General features: G+C 66.5%; 22 protein-coding genes and 1 other RNA gene. 12 read left to right on the top strand and 11 right to left on the bottom strand.

Features of this window, described 5'->3' with window-relative positions:
* Positions 1–5: 5 nt before the first annotated feature.
* From rnpB to BLT75_RS18305, 8 genes are all read right to left on the bottom strand, one after another.
* Positions 6–400: RNase P RNA component class A (rnpB, locus tag BLT75_RS18270), an RNA gene on the bottom strand.
* Positions 401–587: 187 nt separating this feature from the next.
* A complete protein-coding gene (locus tag BLT75_RS18275; protein ID WP_093035212.1) occupies positions 588–1,247 on the bottom strand; it encodes an N-acetylmuramoyl-L-alanine amidase in 660 nt (219 codons plus the stop codon).
* A gap of 6 nt (positions 1,248–1,253) precedes the next feature.
* Entirely contained in the window at positions 1,254–2,045 is a 792-nt protein-coding gene (locus BLT75_RS18280; protein WP_093035215.1) for a hypothetical protein, read from the bottom strand.
* 41 nt (positions 2,046–2,086) lie between these two features.
* Entirely contained in the window at positions 2,087–3,574 is a 1,488-nt protein-coding gene (gatA, locus tag BLT75_RS18285; RefSeq protein ID WP_093035217.1) for an Asp-tRNA(Asn)/Glu-tRNA(Gln) amidotransferase subunit GatA, read from the bottom strand.
* Positions 3,575–3,577: 3 nt separating this feature from the next.
* Entirely contained in the window at positions 3,578–3,865 is a 288-nt protein-coding gene (gene gatC / locus BLT75_RS18290; protein WP_093035220.1) for an Asp-tRNA(Asn)/Glu-tRNA(Gln) amidotransferase subunit GatC, read from the bottom strand.
* 76 nt (positions 3,866–3,941) lie between these two features.
* Entirely contained in the window at positions 3,942–5,096 is a 1,155-nt protein-coding gene (locus BLT75_RS18295) for an MFS transporter (RefSeq protein ID WP_093035223.1), read from the bottom strand.
* 49 nt (positions 5,097–5,145) lie between these two features.
* Entirely contained in the window at positions 5,146–6,432 is a 1,287-nt protein-coding gene (locus BLT75_RS18300; RefSeq protein ID WP_093035226.1) for an FAD-dependent oxidoreductase, read from the bottom strand.
* Positions 6,433–6,505: 73 nt separating this feature from the next.
* Positions 6,506–7,153 carry a ceramidase domain-containing protein gene (locus BLT75_RS18305; protein ID WP_093035229.1) on the bottom strand — a complete coding sequence of 216 codons (648 nt, stop codon included), beginning with the start codon at positions 7,151–7,153 and terminating at the stop codon, positions 6,506–6,508.
* Between the two features lie 58 nt (positions 7,154–7,211).
* On the opposite strand from BLT75_RS18305, the gene BLT75_RS18310 reads away from it, so the two are divergent.
* From BLT75_RS18310 to BLT75_RS24440, 6 genes are all read left to right on the top strand, one after another.
* Positions 7,212–7,904, top strand: a complete 693-nt coding sequence (locus BLT75_RS18310; protein WP_093035232.1) for a metal-dependent hydrolase — start codon at positions 7,212–7,214, stop codon at positions 7,902–7,904.
* A gap of 4 nt (positions 7,905–7,908) precedes the next feature.
* Positions 7,909–8,880, top strand: a complete 972-nt coding sequence (locus BLT75_RS18315; protein WP_093035235.1) for a nuclear transport factor 2 family protein — start codon at positions 7,909–7,911, stop codon at positions 8,878–8,880.
* Positions 8,877–9,851, top strand: coding sequence for an adenylate/guanylate cyclase domain-containing protein (locus BLT75_RS18320; protein WP_093035238.1), 975 nt, complete (start codon positions 8,877–8,879; stop codon positions 9,849–9,851). Before BLT75_RS18315 ends, BLT75_RS18320 begins: the two co-directional genes overlap by 4 nt.
* On the top strand, positions 9,848–10,804 hold the full coding sequence (locus BLT75_RS18325; RefSeq protein WP_093035241.1) for a nuclear transport factor 2 family protein: 957 nt from the start codon (positions 9,848–9,850) through the stop codon (positions 10,802–10,804). The genes BLT75_RS18320 and BLT75_RS18325 overlap by 4 nt, the downstream gene beginning before the upstream one ends.
* Positions 10,805–10,830: 26 nt before the next feature.
* Positions 10,831–12,003, top strand: a complete 1,173-nt coding sequence (locus BLT75_RS18330; RefSeq protein ID WP_093035244.1) for a M24 family metallopeptidase — start codon at positions 10,831–10,833, stop codon at positions 12,001–12,003.
* Between the two features lie 105 nt (positions 12,004–12,108).
* Positions 12,109–12,282, top strand: coding sequence for a hypothetical protein (locus BLT75_RS24440; RefSeq protein ID WP_176828114.1), 174 nt, complete (start codon positions 12,109–12,111; stop codon positions 12,280–12,282).
* 117 nt (positions 12,283–12,399) lie between these two features.
* On the opposite strand, the gene BLT75_RS24445 is transcribed toward BLT75_RS24440, so the two are convergent.
* The 3 genes from BLT75_RS24445 to BLT75_RS18340 all read right to left on the bottom strand — a co-directional run bounded on the left by BLT75_RS24445 (position 12,400) and on the right by BLT75_RS18340 (position 13,572).
* A complete protein-coding gene (locus BLT75_RS24445) occupies positions 12,400–12,564 on the bottom strand; it encodes a hypothetical protein (RefSeq protein ID WP_176828116.1) in 165 nt (54 codons plus the stop codon).
* Positions 12,565–12,632: 68 nt separating this feature from the next.
* Positions 12,633–13,106 (bottom strand): tRNA (N6-threonylcarbamoyladenosine(37)-N6)-methyltransferase TrmO, encoded by a 474-nt coding sequence (gene tsaA / locus BLT75_RS18335; RefSeq protein ID WP_093035246.1) that lies wholly within the window; start codon positions 13,104–13,106, stop codon positions 12,633–12,635.
* A 1-nt stretch (position 13,107) separates the two neighbouring features.
* Positions 13,108–13,572: a nucleoside deaminase gene (locus BLT75_RS18340; RefSeq protein WP_093035323.1), complete on the bottom strand. Its 465-nt coding sequence runs from the start codon at positions 13,570–13,572 to the stop codon at positions 13,108–13,110.
* A 61-nt stretch (positions 13,573–13,633) separates the two neighbouring features.
* Between BLT75_RS18340 and BLT75_RS18345 the strand changes: the two genes are divergently transcribed.
* From BLT75_RS18345 to BLT75_RS24145, 6 genes are all read left to right on the top strand, one after another.
* Entirely contained in the window at positions 13,634–14,632 is a 999-nt protein-coding gene (locus BLT75_RS18345; protein WP_245706581.1) for a pseudouridine synthase, read from the top strand.
* Positions 14,633–14,808: 176 nt separating this feature from the next.
* A complete protein-coding gene (locus tag BLT75_RS18350; protein ID WP_093035252.1) occupies positions 14,809–15,711 on the top strand; it encodes a 5-bromo-4-chloroindolyl phosphate hydrolysis family protein in 903 nt (300 codons plus the stop codon).
* A gap of 27 nt (positions 15,712–15,738) precedes the next feature.
* Complete coding sequence (locus BLT75_RS18355; protein WP_093035255.1) at positions 15,739–16,929, top strand: toxic anion resistance protein; 1,191 nt, start codon at positions 15,739–15,741, stop codon at positions 16,927–16,929.
* Between the two features lie 73 nt (positions 16,930–17,002).
* On the top strand, positions 17,003–17,890 hold the full coding sequence (locus BLT75_RS18360; RefSeq protein ID WP_176828122.1) for a DUF2927 domain-containing protein: 888 nt from the start codon (positions 17,003–17,005) through the stop codon (positions 17,888–17,890).
* 30 nt (positions 17,891–17,920) lie between these two features.
* Entirely contained in the window at positions 17,921–19,036 is a 1,116-nt protein-coding gene (locus BLT75_RS18365; RefSeq protein WP_093035258.1) for an SPFH domain-containing protein, read from the top strand.
* Positions 19,037–19,183: 147 nt separating this feature from the next.
* Entirely contained in the window at positions 19,184–19,387 is a 204-nt protein-coding gene (locus tag BLT75_RS24145) for a hypothetical protein (RefSeq protein WP_143028598.1), read from the top strand.
* Positions 19,388–19,539 lie beyond the last annotated feature (152 nt).

Raw genomic sequence — 19,539 nt, forward strand, 5'->3', positions numbered from 1 at the left:
GCAAAGCGCGCGGAGGGCCTGTAAGCCGGATTCTGTCCAGGGGTCGCCCCCTTGGATGACCATTCCTCTGCGGCGCCTGTTGCCAGGCGCCTCTAGCTGCCAACCCGACCCCTCTCGGCTGAAGCGGCCTAGCGGAGGTATCGGCCGAAACCGACGCGTCCCGCGCGGGGGTCCTATTTGGCATTGCTCCCGGTGGGGCTTGCCGTGCCGCCCCTGTTGCCAGGGGCGCGGTGGGCTCTTACCCCACCGTTTCACCCTTGCCGCGACCTGCGCGGCGGACTGTTCTCTGTGGCGCTTTCCGTCGGGTTTCCCCGCCCGGGCGTTACCCGGCACCGCTGCTTCATGGAGTCCGGACTTTCCTCGCGGGGGTTGCCCCCCACGCGGCCATCCGGCCTTCCGCGCGCCATGCAGTTAGGCGGTGCCGAAGGGGACGTCAAGAGGCGAGACAGCCAGGGGCGCTGCCCCTCTTGGCCTGCGGCCAATTCACCCCGGAGTATTTTTTAGCGAAATGAAGAGACATGGCCTCTCACACTTCATTCCGCCGCAAATACTCAAGAACGCCAGACGAAGCCTCTCATGGCGCGGACTCATGGCGCGACCTGCCCGAAGGGCGCGAAATCCTCGGGCGCGAGCGGCCCGCGCGCCCAGGGCCTGTGACGCAGGCGCACGGCGGCCAAAAGAGTGTCGTCATCGACCTGCGCGGTGAAGCCAGCGGCACAGGCGCGGGCGCGGAACGCTTCCGGCGAGGGGCTTTCGGCCCCGGGATCACAGAGGGTTGCCGCGGCCAGACCGGCACGGGCCAGCCGCGCCCAGTCGAATCGCGGTCCGGGATCGCATTTGCGTCCGGGCGCCATATCGGAATGGCCGATCACACCGGCGGGCGGAATCGCCCAGCGGCGCAGTATATCTGCCAGCAGGATTTCCAGACCGGTCATCAGCGGTGCCGAAAACGGGTGATCGCCGCGATTGTCGAGTTCGATGCCGATGGAGCGGGAGTTGATGTCGTCCAACCCCTGCCACTCCCCCGCCCCGGCATGCCAGGCGCGGTCGGCCTCGTCCACCATCTGCCAGAGCCTGCCATCCGCGCCGATCAGGTAATGGGCCGAGACCTCGGCCGCCGGATCGCAGAGCCGGTCGAGCGCCGCCTCGGCGCCGTCCATGGCGGTATAGTGGAGCACCACCAGCGACGGGGAAAGCCCGTCGCGGCGGGGGCCGAAATTTGGCGAGGGATGCCAGAGCGGCGTCACGCGGCCCTAGTTCTGCACCGCGCGGCGGAACGGCGCCGGATCCCAGGAACAGGCATAGCCGTCGCCGTCGGGATCCAGCCCCTTGCGGTCGCGCTGCGGGCCGCCGCTGGCCAGGAAGTCCACCTGCGCCTGGTCGGGCGAGGCATAGCCCGCGCAGTTACGCTGTGCCTTGGCGGCAAGGTTGAACCCCGCGCGGCTGTACATCTGCGTGCCCTTGGGATGACTGGTGCTGAGCGCGTATTGCACCACGTTGGGCGTGCCGTCGCTGCTGCGTTCGGGCAGCGCGGTGGGCGCGATCACCTGGTAGCTGGCGCGGTTCTGGGCAATCCGCTCGGCGTCGCTCTGGATGGTCTGGCGGCTGGCGACGGCCTGGAAATCCTGTTCATCGGAGATGGAAGGATTGTTCACCATTTCCGGCGCCGGATTCGACGGGTTGGCTTCAACCGGCGCGACCCCCGAATTGGCATTTGCCGCCGCCAGCGCCGCCGCAGTTTCGCGGGCGATGTCCTCGGCGGTATCGGTTGGCTGCGGCGCGTAGGCCGTGGCGGTCGCTGTCAGTGGATCCTCGATCGGGTTGGGCTGGATCAGCCCGCCCGTCTGGGCGGGCGCCAGCCCCTCGGTCGAGACCGCCGAGGGCGGGATCAGCGGGTCGCCGTTGATGGTCTGCCCTTGCAGAATTGCATCGCGCTGAGCCTGATACTCGGGCGTGTTGAAACCGACGCCGGCCGCCGAATCCGGGATCGCCGGATTACAGGCTGCCAGCACCCCTATCACGGGAACCAGATAGAATGCGCGCATCGCTGCTGTCCTGCTCTCTTGCTTATACTTTGCGCGGCCTTTTACCACCATTTGCCCGGTTTGGCCAGAAACCCGGCCGCCTGTTCCAGCGCATAGGCGGTGTTGAGCAGATCGCCTTCCTCCCAGGGGCGGCCGATCAGCTGCAAGCCCAGCGGCAGGCCCTGCTGGTCGAGCCCGGCGGGGACCGCAACGCCGGGCAGGCCGGCAAGGTTCACGGTGACGGTGAACACGTCGTTGAGATACATCTGCACCGGATCGGCATCGGTCATCTCGCCGAGGCCGAAAGCGGCCGAGGGGGTGGCGGGCGTCAGGATCGCGTCGATGCCGGCGGCAAAGACATCCTCGAAATCCTTCTTGATCAGCGTTCGCACCTTGCGGGCGCGGTTGTAGTAGGCGTCGTAGAAGCCGGCCGACAACACATAGGTGCCGACCATGACACGACGCTGGACTTCATGTCCGAAGCCTTCGGCGCGGGTCTTTTCATACATCTCGGTGATGCCGTCGCCCTTGGCCAGTTTAGCGCGGTGGCCATAGCGGACCCCGTCATAGCGGGCGAGGTTCGACGAGGCTTCGGCCGGGGCGATCACGTAATAGGTGGGCAGCGCGTATTTCGTGTGCGGCAGGCTGATGTCGACGATCTGAGCGCCCGCTTCCTTCAGCATCGCCGCGCCATCGGTCCAGAGCTTCTCGATCTCGGCGGGCATGCCGTCCATCCGGTACTCCCTCGGGATACCGATCTTCTTGCCGCGAATGTCGCCGGTCAGCATCGCCTCGAAATCGGGCACAGCCAGATCGGCGCTGGTCGAATCCTTGGGGTCATGGCCGCACATCGCCTCGAGCATGATGGCGGCGTCGCGCACATCCTTGGTCATCGGCCCGGCCTGGTCGAGCGAGCTGGCAAAGGCCACAATGCCCCAACGCGAACAGCGCCCGTAGGTCGGCTTGATCCCGGTGATGCCGGTAAAGGCGGCGGGCTGGCGGATCGAACCGCCGGTATCGGTGCCGGTCGCGGCCAGACACAGGTCGGCGGCCACCGCTGCCGCGGACCCGCCGGACGAGCCGCCCGGCGTCAGCGGCGTATCCTCGTTGCCGCGCCGCCAGGGGTTGACCGCGTTGCCATAGCACGACGTCTCGTTGCTGCTCCCCATGGCGAACTCGTCCATGTTGAGCTTGCCCAGCATGACGGCGCCGGCATCGGCCAGCTGCTGGCTGACGGTGGATTCGTATTCGGGTTTGAAGCCTTCCAGGATGCGGCTGGCCGCCTGGCTCGGTACACCCCTGGTGCAGAACAGGTCCTTGATGCCGATGGGCAGGCCGCACATCTTGGGCGCGTCACCCGATTGCAGCCGGGCATCAGCGGCGCGGGCACGCTCCAGCGCGATCTCGGGGGTCTTGTGGACAAAGGCGTTCAACGCCCCTGCCCCCTCGATGGCGGCAAGGCAGGCTTCGGTCAGCGCGACCGAGGTGGTTTCGCCCTTGCGCAGCGCATCGCGCGCTTGGGCCAGCGTCAGCGTGTTCAACTCGCTCATGTCTTACTCCACCACCTTGGGAACCGCGAAAAACCCTTCGCGCGCGTCGGGCGCGTTGGCCAGGACCTTGGCCTGCATGTTGCCGTCGGTGACCACGTCAGTGCGGCGCTTCAGCCGCATCGGCGTGACCGAGACCATGGGCTCGACGCCCTCGACATCCACCTCGGCCAGTTGTTCGATGAAGCCGAGGATGGTGTTGAACTCCGAGGCCAGCGCCGGCAGCGCCTCTTCTTCCACCTTGATCCGGGCCAGCTTGGCCACCTTGGCGGCGGTGTTTTGGTCAATCGACATCGGTTTCCCTCATCTGCGTCAGGCCCGCATTTACCGCCCCACGGGCGCGGTCGCAAGGGCAACGGACAGGCAGCGTTCAGCCACGATGCCTGCGCAGATTCGCCAGGGCCGCCATTGCCGCAAAAACCAGCGCCAGCGCGCCGGCAAAGCCGCCATTTCCGGCCAGTTGCATCGCGGCCCCCGTAATCGGGCCGCCCAGCAGCCCGCCCAGCCCGAAGGCCACCGCAAAGGCGGCATTGCCCGCCACCAGGTCGCTGCCGCTGAACCGGTCGCCCAGTTCCGCCATCGCCATGGTGTAGATGCCGCCCGCCGTGGCGCCAAAGACGAAGAGGACCGCCAGGAACAGCGGCAGCCGGTCGGGCAGGCCCGGCAGCAGCACCGCCCCCGCTGCGGTCAACAGGGCACACAACACCATCACCTGCCGGCGCGAGCTGCGATCCGACAGCCATCCGATGGGGATCTGCAACACTGTGTTGCCGAGGAACGCCACCGACAGGGCCGAGGTCGCGACCGCCACCGTCAGCCCAGCCGCCAGGCCAAAGACCGGGAACAGCGACAGCATGGCGCCTTCCCAGAAGGCGTAGATGCAGATCGCCGCCAGCAGGGTCGGCGCGCGGCGCAGGAATCCCAGCGGCGAAACCAGCGTCTCGCCCCTGACATCCGGCGCATGCGCGCGCACCGCCAGCACCACGACCATGGCCAGCGCGCAGCACGCTGCCCCAACGGCGAAAGGGGCAAAGCCCTGAAACCCGATCAGTGCCAGCGTGAACGGCCCGGCCCCGAACCCCACCGACAGCGCAGTGGCATAGATGCCCACCACCCGGCCCCGGCTCTCGGGGCGCGCAAGCTGGTTGATCCAGGTCTCGGAGACGATGAAGATACCGACATCGGCCATGCCCAGCGCCAGCCGCAGCACGAGGAAGGCGCCAAAGGACCGGGTCAGCCCCAGCGACAGGATCAGCAGCGCCGACAGGATCAGCGAGCCTGTGGCCACCTGCCAGGTGCCGAACCGTTCGATCAGGCGGGGATAGAAGGGCGAGGCCAGCATTATCCCCAGAGGGGTCATCGCGGCGTTGATGCCAATGGCGGCCTCGCTGGTCCCCTGCTGTTCCAGGACCAGCGAGAGCAGCGGAAAACTGAGCCCCACTGTCAGTGCAAAAATGGTGGTGCAGGCGATCGCCCCGGCGATCCCGGCGTGCCGCGCCCTGTCGGTCATTTCGGCCGCCGTCATCGCTCACTCCCTCTGCATCCGGGCAGATGACTGCTCCCGGACCCAAAGGTCAAGCACCCAGCCGCGACACCCCCTGCATTCTCAGCATCCTCACCAGCTCGGCGGTATCCACAGCCTGCACCGGCACACCGTCGCGGATCGACAGATGCGCCGCCGTGCCGGTGGCCTGTCCCATCGCCATGCATTGCGGCATACGCCGGACCGAGGCGAAGGCCACCAGATCGGCCGACAGGATGCGGCCCGCGAACATCAGGTTGCGGACCCTTTTCGGCAGCAGCGAGCGGAACGGGATGGTGTAATAGCCACCGCGTTCGACCATGGCGTCATGGGTCATCTGGTCCGAATTGCGCATCACGTCGTCGATCGGGTTGTCACAGGCGACGATCCCGTCGGCGAACCTGGTGCCCGCCGCCAGATCGGCACCGGTGACCCGGTACACGCCCTCCAGCTTGCGGGTCTCGCGCACGCCCACGGTCGGGCCTAGCTGGGACACGTGCGCCTTCTCGAAACCGGGCACATCCACGCGCAGGAACTGCGCCAGTTGCAGGCAGCGCCGCCGTCCCTCCTGCGTGGCGCGGGTCACATCGGCAGGGTCGGTGCCGTCCACCCCGCGAATGGCCACCGAGTTGCAGAACACCGTGCCGAGGTGAAACCCCTTCATCAGGTAGAGCTGCGCCAGATGCGGATGCAGCCGCCCCTCGGCGATGCCCTTGGCGGCATTACGGCGGAAGTAAGGATCGTTCTCGGCAAACACCCGGTCCCAGTCGGCGCCTTCCATAAAAAAGGACAGTGTCACCGCCATCATGTTGCCCTGCCCGTCGCCCAGCGTGAACGGCACCCCCGCCTTGGCCGAGATGTCGCCATCGCCGGAACAGTCGATCACGATCTGCGCGGCGATCCGCTGCGGTCCGCGCCGGTCGAACATGTCGACGGCCGCGATGCGGTCACCTTCCATTACCGGGGCAAAAGCCACCGCGCCCAGGAAGACGCGCACGCCCGCCTCTTCCAGCATCTCGAACATCATCGTGGTGGCGGCGTCGTGGTCGTACTGGATCTCGGGGCCAAAATTTTCCAGCGTGCAGGGGCGCTTTTCAGCCATCGGCGGGTCCATCGCCATCAGCCGGCCGGTGAGCTCCTGCATCAGCCCGCCAATGCTTTCGCCCTGCGGATAGGCCGCGCCCCAGGGCATGCCGGGGCAGAATGCCATAACGCCGCCGACCTTGGTCCCGGCTTCGAGCAGCACCACATCGAGCCCCAGTCGACCCGCCGCCACCGCTGCACCGAAACCGGCAGTGCCGCCGCCGATCACCAGAACATCCGCCGATATTTCCTGCATCCCCGCCCTCCGGTTGACCTCGTCCGTTTGTCCCGCACAAGCCGCAGCGGCTTCTGTCCCGTTCACGACAGGTTCAGACCCTGGTGCGATGACGATGATAGACCTCGATCATCCAGCCCAGCATCAACGCGTTCAGCAGATGCCACAGGAAATGGGTCCCCAGCGGCCAGCTGTCGCAGAGCGGCACGTCCAGCGCGCGGAAGGTGATCGAGAGAATAAGGATGCCCGCCCCCGCCGCCAGCCCGCGCGCCAATGCGGGTGCCCGACGGCGCAACAGGAGGGCATAGATCAGGATCAGGAGCGGTATCGGCGCATAACCGGCCGAGCCGCCAAGCCCCGGAACCAGCCCGAACAGCGGCACCGTGGCGGCGGCATAGGGAAAGAAACCGGCTGTCAGCAAGAGCGCGGGCCAGCGCCGCAGCCCCCATCCGCTGCGATTGATCGCGTAGATAAAGATCAGGACAAAGGCGGCGATCGGCGCCGTGTCCGCCAGCGCCGCCCAGACCTGGGCATGGGTATGAAACAGGAAACTGCCCAGGCCGATCGCCGCCAGCACGGCGATCAGCGCCGTTTCGACCCGGTCGCGCCCGCCTCGGGTGCGCGACCACATCGCACCGGCGGCCAGCACAAAGGCCAGGTTGGTTACTGCGTTGACCGGCTCGGCCCAGTACCCCGGTCCCAGCCTTTCGCAATAGCCGTCGATTTCGCGCATCCAGTCCATGGATTTTCATCTAGCGGGTGTTAGGGTGATTCCAAACGCATTTCAGGGAGAAAGACCAATGAAGATCATCTGGCTGGGACATGGCAGCTTCCGCATCGAAAGCGGCGAGGCCGTGCTGCTGATCGACCCCTGGCTCAGCGGCAATCCCGCCCTGCCCGAGGACCAGCACGACGCCGCCATCGCAGGCGCCACCCATATCCTGCTGACCCATACCCATTTCGACCATGTGATCGACGTGCTGCCACTGGCGAAAAGGCTCAAGATCCCGGTCGCCGGCCAGTACGACCTGATGGGCTATTGGGGCGAGGCCGAAGGGATCGAGACCATCGGTTTCAACAAGGGCGGCACGGTCAACCTGAGCGGCGTCCGGGTGTCGATGGTGCCCGCCTCGCACAGTTCGACCTTTTCCACGCCCGAAGGGCTGCGCACCGGCGGCTCGGAAGTGGGTTACATGATCAGCGCCGAGGGGCACACGATCTATCATTCCGGCGACACCGCCATCATGGCCGACATGGACTGGATGGGCGAATACTACAAACCCGATATCGGCATCCTCAGCGCGGGCGGCCATTTCACCATGGACATGAAGGCCGCGGCCTGGGCCGCCAAACGCTATTTCGACTTCAAGACGGTGATTCCCGGCCATTACAAGACCTTTCCGATTCTCGAACAATCGGCCAGGGCGCTGGTCGACGGCCTGCCGGGCGTCGATGTGATCGAAGCCGAGGTGATGATACCGATCGAGGTCTGAGTCCGTGGCCGCCATCACCCCCTCGCCCGAACTTGGCGCCATCATCCGCCGATGGCTCCGATCCTACGCGTCGGGGGACAAGGCGGCCGTGGTCAACCTGTTTTCCGCGGATCCCTCGCTGGGGTACATCGGCTCTTCGCATGACGAGATCTGGCGCGGCGACACGTTGCGCCGGGGCATGGCGGGATACATGGATGACATCCCCCGGTTCGCATGGGACAGGGACGAGTTCCGCGGCTTCGAATGCGGTGACCTGGGCTGGGTCGAGTGGTTCGGTGAACGGGTGTCGCTGGACAACGGCAAGGTCATCACCTTCCGCTCGACCTTTGTCCTGCATCTCGAACAGGCTGTGTGGCGCATCGTGCATGTCCACAATTCCAACCCGGTCTCGAACATGGAGGCGCTGGGATACGAATCGCGCGGCTTCGAAGACCTTCTGGAGGCCGCGCTTGCCACCCCTGACCAATTGGGGCGGACCGGCATCGCCACGATCATGTTCACCGATATCGCCGACAGTTCGGTTCTGGCCGAGACCCTGGGCGACGCCCGCTGGTCCATCGCGGTCCGCGCCCATCTGAAACAGGTCGAGGCCATTGTCACCGAGCATGGCGGCACGCTGATCAAGACGCTGGGGGACGGCACCATGTCAGCCTTCCCCTCGGCCACGGCGGCACTGACCGCGGCGGCCAGGCTGCAACAGGCCATGGTCGATACCGACGTGGAACCGCGCTTGCGAATCCGCATCGGCCTGCATACCGGCGATCTGGTCGAACAGGAGGGCGACATGTTCGGCACCGTGGTCAACAAGGCCGCGCGGGTCGCGGCGCTGGCCGCTCCGGACGATATCTGCCTGTCTGATGCCACCCGCATCATGGTCGGCGCCGGACGCCAGTTCCGGTTCTCGCCACCGGTCGAGGTCACCCTCAAGGGGCTTGAGGGACGGCATGTGATCCATCGGCTGGAGTGGCGGGAATGAGCGGGGTCAAACCCTCTCCTGAACTCCTTGCGGTCGCGCGCCGCTGGATCGATGCGGTCCCCAACAGGCGGCCGAACGAGCTTCGCAACCTGTTGACCGAACATCCGTACCTGCGCTTTGTCGGTACGGGAGAGAACGAACTCTGGGCAGGTGCGGCCATACGTGAAGGGATCGGAGATTTCTTTGGCGCCATACCCGAACTGCTCAAACACGAAGAAACCTTTGCCGAAGCCTATGAGAATGACGGCACCGGTTGGGCCTGCATGTGTCACGAACTGGTTCTTGCGCACCAACCCGACCGGTCATTCACCATTCGTTCGACGCTGATCTTCACGCTCGAGGACGGGGCATGGAAGATCGTCCACCGCCACGGGTCGCTGCCATTCTCCAATTTGGAGTTCGTGGGCAGCGAGCAGACCGCCATCGCCGATCTTGTCGCTGCCGCGCAGAACGGATTCTCGCTCGATCAGCGCAGCGGCTTTGCCTCGATCATGTTCACCGATATCGTCAATTCCTCGCGTCTGGCCGAGGTCATGGGCGACCGGCTGTGGTCTGCCGAGGTCGCCCGGCACTTTGCCGCCCTTCGACGGATCATCGAGAAAGGCGGCGGACAGTTCGTGAAATCTCTGGGCGACGGCACCATGTCGAGCTTTCCCTCCCCCGGCGACGCCCTGGAGGCCGCGCGCGGGATCATGGCCGCGAGCAGGCAATCGGACGGCCCTGCCATCGTCCTGCGCATAGGCATTCACACCGGCGACGTGGTGCAATCCGAAAACGATTTCTTCGGCACTGTCGTCAACAAGGCCGCGCGTATCGCGACCCTTGCGCACCCCGGCGAAATTCGCGTCTCCGATGCGACCCGCAAGATGCTGGGCGAAACAGCCGGCCTTGCGTTCACCGACACGGTCTCGGTGCCGCTCAAGGGGCTCGACGGCGAACATCTGGTTCACCGGCTGGAGTGGCGCGAATGATCCGGCCCTCGCCCGAGATCGAAGCCATCGTCCGACGCTGGACGATCCTGATCCGCAACCACAAGGTGGCCGACCTGCCGCATTACCTGTCGCATTCCGACGCGCTGGTCTACATCGGCACGGCGGATGGCGAATTCTGGCGCGGCCAGCTGGTGCGCGACGGCATTGCCGATCACCTGGCCGAAGTGCCCGATTTCATCGAGGACGACATCGAGATCGAGGCATTCGAGCATGGCGAGACCGGCTGGGCCACCTATCGGTGCCGCTATACCTTTCCCGGCACCGGCAGCCAGGGCACCCACAGGGCGACCTTTGTCTTCGTGCTGGAACGCGGCGGTTGGAAGATGGTGCAGCACCACATTTCGGAGGCCACCTCGAACAAGGAAAAACTCGGGATAGAACACACCGCCTTTCAGCGGTTGATCGCCGCCGCCGAGGCCGGGTCGCACCGGTTCGGAACCGGCGGGCTGGCCACGATCATGTTCACCGATATCGTCGACAGTTCCGCCCTTGCCGCAACCCTGGGCGACCTGGAATGGGCGCGCCTTGTCGATGACCATTTCGAACGCGTCGGAACCATCGTGACGGAACATGGCGGCACGCTGGTGAAATCGCTGGGCGATGGCACCATGTCCTCGTTCCGGTCCGCCACCGGGGCGGTCCGTGCGGGGCTGGCCATCCGTGCCGAGACAATGGCGCTGACCCCCGATATTGCCCTCCGCATCGGTCTGCATACCGGCGAGGTGGTCGAGAACCGCGGCGATTTCTTCGGCACCGTGGTCAACAAGGCCGCCCGTATCGCCGCCACCGCCGGCGCCGGAGAGATCCTGGCCTCGGACGCGACCCGCACCATGACAGGGGCGCAGCGCGATTTCGACTATTCCGACGCCATCGTCACCGCGCTAAAGGGACTGGAGGGCGATCATGTTCTCCATTGCCTGACCCGACGCTAGGACCCTCTGTAGGAAAGACCCTCTCCATGCCAGCCAGCGATTTCTCGACCGACGAATATGCCGACCGCCTCAAACGCACCCGCGCCGCGATGGACAGGCAGGGTATCGAGACCCTGCTGGTCGCCGACCCGTCGAACATGGCCTGGCTCACCGGCTATGACGGCTGGAGCTTCTACGTGCCGCAGATGGTGATCCTGCACGCCACCGGCAACCCGCTCTGGTGGGGGCGCACGCAGGACAAGCCGGGCGCGTCGCAGACCTCATGGCTGACCCCCGAGGATCTCTTCGATTGGCCCGAGGAGCATGTCCAGCACCCCGATCACCATCCCGTCGATTCGCTGGTCAGCCTGCTGCGCGACCGTGGCTGGACCCGGGCGCTGGGGGTCGAGATGGACAATTACTATTATTCCGCCAGGTCCCATGCGGTGCTCGACGCCGCGTTCGGACGCGATGCGCTGACGGATGCGACCGGGCTGGTGAACTGGCAGCGCGCGGTCAAGAGCCCGGCCGAACTGGCGCTGATGCGCAAGGCGGGCGTGCTGACGGCGCATATGCATGACGTCCTGCGCGCAGGCTTTCGCGAAGGCCGCCTGAAACACGAACTGGTGGCCGAGGTGCAGGCCGCCGGCGTCGCCGGTCCTGGCGGACTGGCCGGCGATTATCCCGCGATTGCCCCCATCGCGCCCTCGGGGCTCGAGGCCTCGGCCTCGCACATCACCTGGAACGACCGGCCGCTGGTCCGGGGCGAGGCCACCTATTTCGAGATCTCCGGCTGCTATCACCGTTATCATTGCCCGGTCAGCCGCACGCTTTACCTGGGCGAGGTGCCACCCGACATCCGCCGCGCCGAAGAGGCGATCCTGACCGCCATCGAGGAAACGCTGGCCCGCGCTCGCCCCGGCGTGACCTGCGAAGAGGTCGCCACCTGCGTCTACGAGAGTGTCGCGCGGGCGGGGTACGTAAAGGGCAACCGCACCGGCTATCCCATCGGGCTCAGCTACCCGCCCGACTGGGGCGAGCGCACCATGAGCCTGCGCCCCGGCGACACCACGCCGCTGGCGGCCAACATGACCTTTCACCTGATGCCGGGCCTCTGGACCCCGGACTGGGGCCTGGCGATCACCGAAAGCTTTGTCATAACGCCCGAGGGCGGACAGGTTCTGGCCGAGATCCCGCGCGGAATCGTGGCGCGGGGCTGACGGGCCGCTCCCGCCCGCAGGGCGACGCCTCGCGGATGCGCCGCCTGCGGTTGGGCCGGGCATCCGCGCGGCTCACGCCGCCTGGATGCCGTTGGCGCTTCGGATATGGGCGATCAGTTCGGTGATCTGTTCCCGCAGGTCGAGAACGTCGAGATTGGCGGGGCTTTCACAGACCAGCCGCGCCGCACCGACCTTGTCGGCCTTTTCATATTCCGCACCATCCTTGCGCAGGAAATGGAAGGCGTGGTCATAGGCGCCCCCCTTGATCGGTCGCCTTAGAACAGGATCGAATAATGGATCCCTTCGCGCAGGTCCGAGGCCCGCAGCCTCAGATCGTCAAGCAGATGCCACTTTTCCTGACGGACCAGCGCCGGGCGCACCCGCGTCTGCTGCCCGTCATTCTCGACATAAAAGATCGCGGGGGCGGGCGTGTCGATGAAGGCCGGCGTTATTGGCGCCGACAAAGAAGTTGATCGCGGAAAACGGGCCGATGCGCTGCATCTCGCCGCCGATGCCGCGATAGAACCGGATCGCCACCGCATCCAGAAACACCTGTACCATCGCGCCCTCCTGTCCAACCGGACCGGAAGTGAACCCGATAAACCACAGGTTGAAAAGAGGGAAAGGTGTCAGCCGCCCGGTTTCGGCGCGGCCTTGGGGGTGAACTCACACCGGTTGGGCTTGATGTCGATCAGCGGCGTGCCGTCGAGGCAATCGAGCCCGCGCACCACCAGCGTGGTGCCCTCCACCCGCTCCAGCCGCACCCGCGACAGGCCGATCGGGTTGGGCCGCTGGGGCGAGCGCAGAGCGAAGGTGCCATAGAGCTTGCCGTCGCTTTTCGGGTTCTGCACCGAAAGATCGCGCCGTCCCTTGTCGAGCCAGTAGAGAACGTCAAGATAAGTATAGTCCGCCACCCCGCGCAGCGCCGGCGCCCAGCGCGGGTCGAGTTCGATCCGGCATTCGGGACCGTCCTCGCGCCCCTGGCGCGGGCAGTCCTTGCGCTCGCTCCAGGGGGTGCGGACGCGGCCAATGAAATAAACCCCGGCATCCGTGCCTTCGGGCAGGTCCACCACCTCTTCGCCTTCGCGAAACCTGAATTCCATCTCAGCCGTCCCCCTTGTCCCGCCTTTCGGCAAAAAAAACCCGCAGCAGTTCCGCCGCCGCCTCGCCGCCGATCCCGTCATAGACCTCGGGCGCGTGATGCGCCTGGCTGTGCGAAAACACCCGCGCCCCATGCGCCACCCCGCCCGATTTCGGGTCCGCAGCGCCATAATACACCCGCCGGATGCGCGCCGCCGCCAGAGCCGCGGCGCACATGGCGCAGGGTTCCAGCGTCACATACAGGTCATGCCCCGGCAGCCGTTCGGACCCGGCGGCGGCACAGGCCGCGCGCAGCGCCACGATCTCGGCATGCGCCGTCGGATCGCAGGTCTCGCGCGTGCGGTTGCCGGCGGCGGCCACCACGCGCCCGTCGGGGGCCACGATCACCGCGCCCACTGGCACCTCGCCACGCGCGCCCGCCGCGCGCGCCTCCTCCAGCGCCTGATCCATATGCGATCTGAAAACCATGCCCGACCCTGCCCCGATCATCCATCTTCCGCAAGCGCGGCAAATGGTCTATTGCGCGGGCATGAGCAACACCCCTCCCCCCGGCGAGCGCATCGCCAAGATCCTGTCGCGCGCGGGCGTCGCCTCGCGCCGCGAGGCCGAACGCATGATCGAGGCCGGCCGCGTCGCGGTCAATGGCAAGGTGATCGACAGCCCGGCGCTGAACGTGACCGACCGTGACAGGGTGACGGTCGACGGCGCGCCGCTGGCCGCCGCCGAACCGGCGCGGCTGTGGCTCTATCACAAACCCAGCGGCCTGGTGACCACGGCGCGCGACGAAAAGGGCCGCAAGACCATCTTCGACGACCTGCCCGAAGAGATGCCAAGAGTGATGAGCGTGGGCCGCCTCGACCTCAACTCCGAGGGGCTGTTGCTGCTGACCAATGACGGCGCGATCAAGCGGCAGCTGGAACTGCCCTCGACCGGCTGGCTGCGCAAGTACCGGGTGCGGATCAAGGGCACGCCCAAGGACGAGGATTTCGCGCCGCTGCGCCAGGGGCTGGTGATCGAGGGCGAGCGGTTCCAGCCGATGATCGTGACGCTGGACCGCCAGCAGGGCGCCAACGCCTGGCTGACCGTGGGCCTGCGCGAGGGCAAGAACCGCGAGATCCGCCGCGCGATGGAGGATATCGGCCTTGTGGTGAACCGGCTGATCCGGATCTCCTATGGTCCGTTCCAACTGGGCACCCTTGCGCCCGGCAAGGTCGAGGAAGTGCGCCGCCGGGTGCTGCGCGACCAGTTGGGGCTGGATGCCGAAGACCAGCCCACCGACGAACGCCCCGCCCGCCCCGAACGCAAGCGCAGGCCCGCGCCGGGGGCGGCCAAGGCCGGTGCGCCGAAAACGCCCGCCGCGCGTACCGACGCCCGCAAACCGGGCCCGAAACCGGCTGCCAAACCGGCCCCGTCCCGCCCGGCGACAGCCGCCAAGCCCGGAGGTGCCAAGGGGCCACGGCCCGGCAAGGGCGCAAAACCGGGCAACAGGCCCGGCTCTCGCCCCTCTGGCGGCAAACCGCGGCGCTGAGCCGTTTGCCGGAACCTTCCCCCTAGCAAGGCTGCGCCGCATCGCCTAGATTTCCTGCAGGACAACCGGCAAGGGATTGGCTATGTCACAAACCGGCATACAGAAACTGGCCTATACCGCGCTTCTGGTGCTGCTGTTCGGTGTGGCCACCGGTTGGCTGGGGGGGCTCTGAGCCGATGGCGCAACGCTATGGCGGTAAATACAGCCCCGAGGCGGACAAGCCCGAGGAGACCGTTCCCAGGCGCGGCCAGTTCGACGGCGCGCGGGTCGATCCCGCAGGCGCACGGGCGAACGCGATGTTTGTACCCGCCATTCCCCTCGTCTTCACCTCGCTGAATGACGGCGCCATCGGCTTGACGCTCGGTCTGGTCGCGGCGGGGCTCTGGACCGGCGCGGCGCTGCTGTTGCGCGAGGGGCTTCGGGCCGAGGCCGCCTATCACGCCCGCCGCGTGGCGCGCCGCCCCGCCTTTCCGCGCAAACTGGCCGCCACGGTCCTGACCACGCTGGGCACCGGGGTCGCTGTCTACAAGTCCGGCCTCATGGATGGCGACGCCTCGGTTCTTGCGGCTGGTCTTTTCGGCCTCGCGTCGGGTGCCCTGCACCTTGTGGCCTTTGGTCCCGATCCGATGCGCGACAAGGGGATGGAAGGGATCGACACATTCCAGCAAAACCGGGTCGCGCGCGCTGTGAGCGAGGCGGAAACGCTGCTGGATGAAATGTCCGGCGCCATCCGCCGGGCCGGCAACCGCCAGCTCGAAGCCCGGGTCGAACGGTTCCAGGTTACCGCGCGCGAGCTGTTCCGCACTGTCGAAGAGGATCCGCGAGATCTGACCGGCGCCCGCAAGTTTCTTACGGTCTATCTTCAGGGCGCGCGCGATGCGACCGTGAAGTTTGCCGAAATCTACCCGCGCACCCGCGATCAGAAAACCATGCTCGATTATGTCGCGCTGCTCGACGACCTGGAGCAGAACTTCGCCGCCCGCACACGCAAGATGCTGCTGGATGACCGCAGCGATCTGACCATCGAAATCGACGTCCTGCGCGAAAGATTGAAGCGCGAAGGCGTCCGGCCGGACTGACCAGCCCCGAGAACAAAGGAATTTTCAATGTCCGAAAGCATTCAGAAGAAAGCCGCAGAAACCGTCAGCCTGGTCGAGGAGGTGACCGCCGTCACCCTGCCCGAACCCAGCTCGGAGATCGTGCCACTGGCCGACGCCGACGCGCCGGTAGGCGCCGAGATCCGCAGGCGGATGGGGGAGATCGACATGGGCGACACGAATTCCATCGTGCGCTTCGGCTCGGGCGCGCAGGCCGAGTTGCAGGAAATCAGCCAGGCCATGCTGGCCGATGTCCGCAACAAGGACGTGGGCCCCGCCGGCGACAGCCTGCGCAACATTGTCACCACGATCCGCGGCTTCTCGGTCAGCGAACTGGACGTGCGCCGTGAACGCAGCTGGTGGGAAAAACTGATCGGCCGCACCGCGCCCTTCGCCAAGTTCACCGCCCGCTACGAACAGGTGCAGGGCCAGATCGACAAGATCACCGACGACCTGCTGCGGCACGAACACGGGCTTCTGAAAGACATCAAGTCGCTTGACCTGCTCTATGAAAAGACGCTCGCATTCTACGACGAACTGGCGCTCTATATCGCGGCGGGCGAGGAAAAGCTGGACGAACTGGACAATCACGACATCCCCGCACTGGCCGCTGCCGTCGATGCCGCCCCCGAAAGCGACCAGGTGATGAAGGCGCAGGAACTGCGCGACCTGCGCGCCGCTCGCGACGATCTGGAACGCCGGGTGCACGACCTCAAGCTGACCCGCCAGGTCACGATGCAGTCGCTGCCCTCTATCCGGCTGGTACAGGAAAACGACAAGAGCCTCGTGACCAAGATCAACTCGACCCTGGTCAACACCGTTCCGCTGTGGGAAACCCAGCTGGCGCAGGCAGTCACCATCCAGCGCAGCGCCGAGGCCGCCGCCGCCGTGCGCGACGCCAACGACCTGACCAACGAACTGCTGACCGCCAATGCCGCCAACCTGCGCGAAAGCAACAAGCTGATCCGGCAGGAGATGGAGCGCGGTGTGTTCGACATCGAAGCCGTGAAAAAGGCCAATGCCGACCTGATCGGCACCATTCAGGAAAGTCTCCAGATCGCCGACGAAGGCAAGGCCAAGCGCGCCGCCGCCGAGGCAGAGCTCAAGAAGATGGAAGCCGAATTGCGCGACACGCTGGCCGCCGCCCGCGCCCGCGCCGATGGTACCGGCGACAATGCCGGCACCGCGGTACCGGGCTGATCCCTTGCCGGTCTTCCGCCCGATACGCGCGGCTTGCACGCTCCTTGCGCTTTTGACGCTGGCCGCCTGCGACATGCCCCCGCGCACATCACCTGTGCCGCAGGCCCGGCCCGTGGGTCTGGCCCCTGCGGGCGATGCGGTTGTGCCCGCCTCGGCCGGCAGCCAGGACCTCGCCCGCTATTACAGCGCGGTGCAGAACGACCTGCTCACCCGGGGGCTCTTGCGCACCGATGGCGGCGGCCCCGACACGCCCTATGACGCCGAGGATCTGGAGCGGAATTTCATCAACATCGCCTTTTTCAACGAGTATTCCGGCAACGCCCCGGTGCCGACCGGCGGCCGCTCCAGCGGCCGGCTCAGCCGTTGGGCCGCGCCCGTGCGTATCGGTGTCGAATTCGGCCCGACCGTACCGCTCGACCGGCGCGATGCAGATCGCACCAACATCCAGTCCTATGCCGCGCGACTGGGCCGCCTCACCGGCCACCCGGTCTCGACCACCGAGCGCAACGCCAATTTCCACGTGTTTGTCGCCGGGCTCGACGACGGCCCCTTCGTGCAGGACCGCCTGCGCCGCCTGGTGCCCGGCATCAGCGAGAGGCAGCTGGACCTCTTCGTCAACCTGCCGCGCGATTTCTACTGTTTCGTCTTTGCCGCCACCGCGCCCGATGCGCCCTATACCTATGTGCGCGCGGTGGCGCTGATCCGGGCCGAGCATCCCGACCTGGTGCGGCTCAGCTGCGTCCACGAGGAAATCGCCCAGGGGCTGGGCCTGTCCAACGACAGCCCCGGCGCGCGGCCCTCGATCTTCAACGACGACGACGAATTCGCCCTGCTCACCAGCCAGGACGAGAAACTGCTTGCCATGCTCTATGACGAAAGGCTCATTCAAGGCATGAGCGCCGAAGAAGCCCGCCCGGTGATCCGTCTCATCGCGCGGGAAAAGATGGGGTTGTCGCTGTAACGCCAGCGCGAGGAAGAGGACCAACACGACATGGGTATATTCGATTTTCTGTCCGGCCAGTTCATCGACGTCATCCACTGGACCGATGACCGCCGCGACACGATGGTCTGGCGGTTCGAACGCGAGGGCCACGAGATCAAGTACGGCGCCAAGCTGACGGTGCGCGAGGGGCAGGCGGCGGTATTCGTCCACGAAGGCCAGATCGCCGACGTGTTCACCCCCGGTCTCTACATGCTCGAGACCAACAACATGCCGGTCATGACGACCTTGCAGCACTGGGACCACGGGTTCCGCTCGCCGTTCAAGTCCGAGATCTATTTCGTCAACACCACCCGGTTCAACGACCTCAAATGGGGCACAAAGAACCCGATCATGCTGCGCGACCCGGAATTCGGGCCGACCCGCATCCGCGCCTTCGGCACCTATTCGATCCGGGTCATCGACCCGGCCCGCTTCATGACCGAGATCGTCGGCACCGACGGCGAGTTCACCATGGACGAGATCAGCTTTCAGATCCGCAACATCATCGTGCAGGAATTTTCCCGCATGATCGCCGGGTCCGGCATCCCGGTGCTGGACATGGCCGCCAATACCCGCGACCTGGGCAAGCTGATTGCCGCGCAAGTGTCCAAACCGCTGGCCGACTATGGGCTCGAGATGCCCGAATTCTACATCGAGAACATCAGCCTGCCGCCCGCGGTCGAGGCGGCGCTCGACAAGCGCACCTCGATGGGGCTGGCGGGCGATCTGGGCAAGTTCACCCAGTATTCGGCGGCCGAGGCAATGACGGCGGCAGCCGCGAACCCCGCCGGCGGCGGCATGGCCGCCGGACTGGGCGCGGGCATGGGCATGGCCATGGCCCAGCAAATGGCGCAGCCCGGCCCATGGGGCGCGGCCCCGGCGGCGGCGCCTGCCGCCCCGCCGCCGCCGCCCGTCGAACATGTCTGGCACATCGCGGTCGACGGACAGACCTCGGGCCCGTTTTCCAAGGCCAAGATGGGTCGCATGGCGGCCGAGGGCAGCCTGACCCGCGACACCTATGTCTGGACCGCCGGGCAGGACGGATGGAAACGCGCCGAGGACGTGCGCGAACTGGCGCAGCTCTTCACCATCCTGCCGCCGCCCCCGCCGCCCCCCGGCACCTGAACCACACCGCCGCGACGGAAACCGGGGCGCGCGCAGTTTGCGCCAGATATAGCTTGTCCAAGGAGCCCCCGACATGTCCGCCCGCGCCGCCTATTCCCGCCTCCTGATCGCGCTGCGCTGGCGCATCGCGCTCCTGATCGGCGCCGCTTGACTCATTCACGAGGGCATGGGCCGCGCGCTCAAGACCTGGATCGAGACCGGCGCCAGCGGGTTCGCGGGCAAACCCTGCATGTCTGGCTGGGGATGGCAGTGTTTGCGGCGGTCCTGATCCGCATCGTCGTGCGCCGTCTACAGGGTGCCCCCGGCCCGCTGCCCGGCGCCACCCCGCTGATGGAGCAGGCCGCGACCTAGGGCCACCGGCTGCTCTATCTGCTGATGCTACTCACCCCCCGCCCTGGGGGCACTGGCCTGGAAGGCCCATTCCCGAAAGGTGGGTGAATGGTGGGCAGCGCCCTGATACTGCTGGCGCAGGCGCATGCGCTGGTTGCGCTCTGGCATCAATA

Origin of the sequence: Ruegeria marina (assembly GCF_900101475.1) — a bacterium.
GTDB classification, from domain to species: Bacteria; Pseudomonadota; Alphaproteobacteria; order Rhodobacterales; family Rhodobacteraceae; genus Ruegeria_B; species Ruegeria_B marina.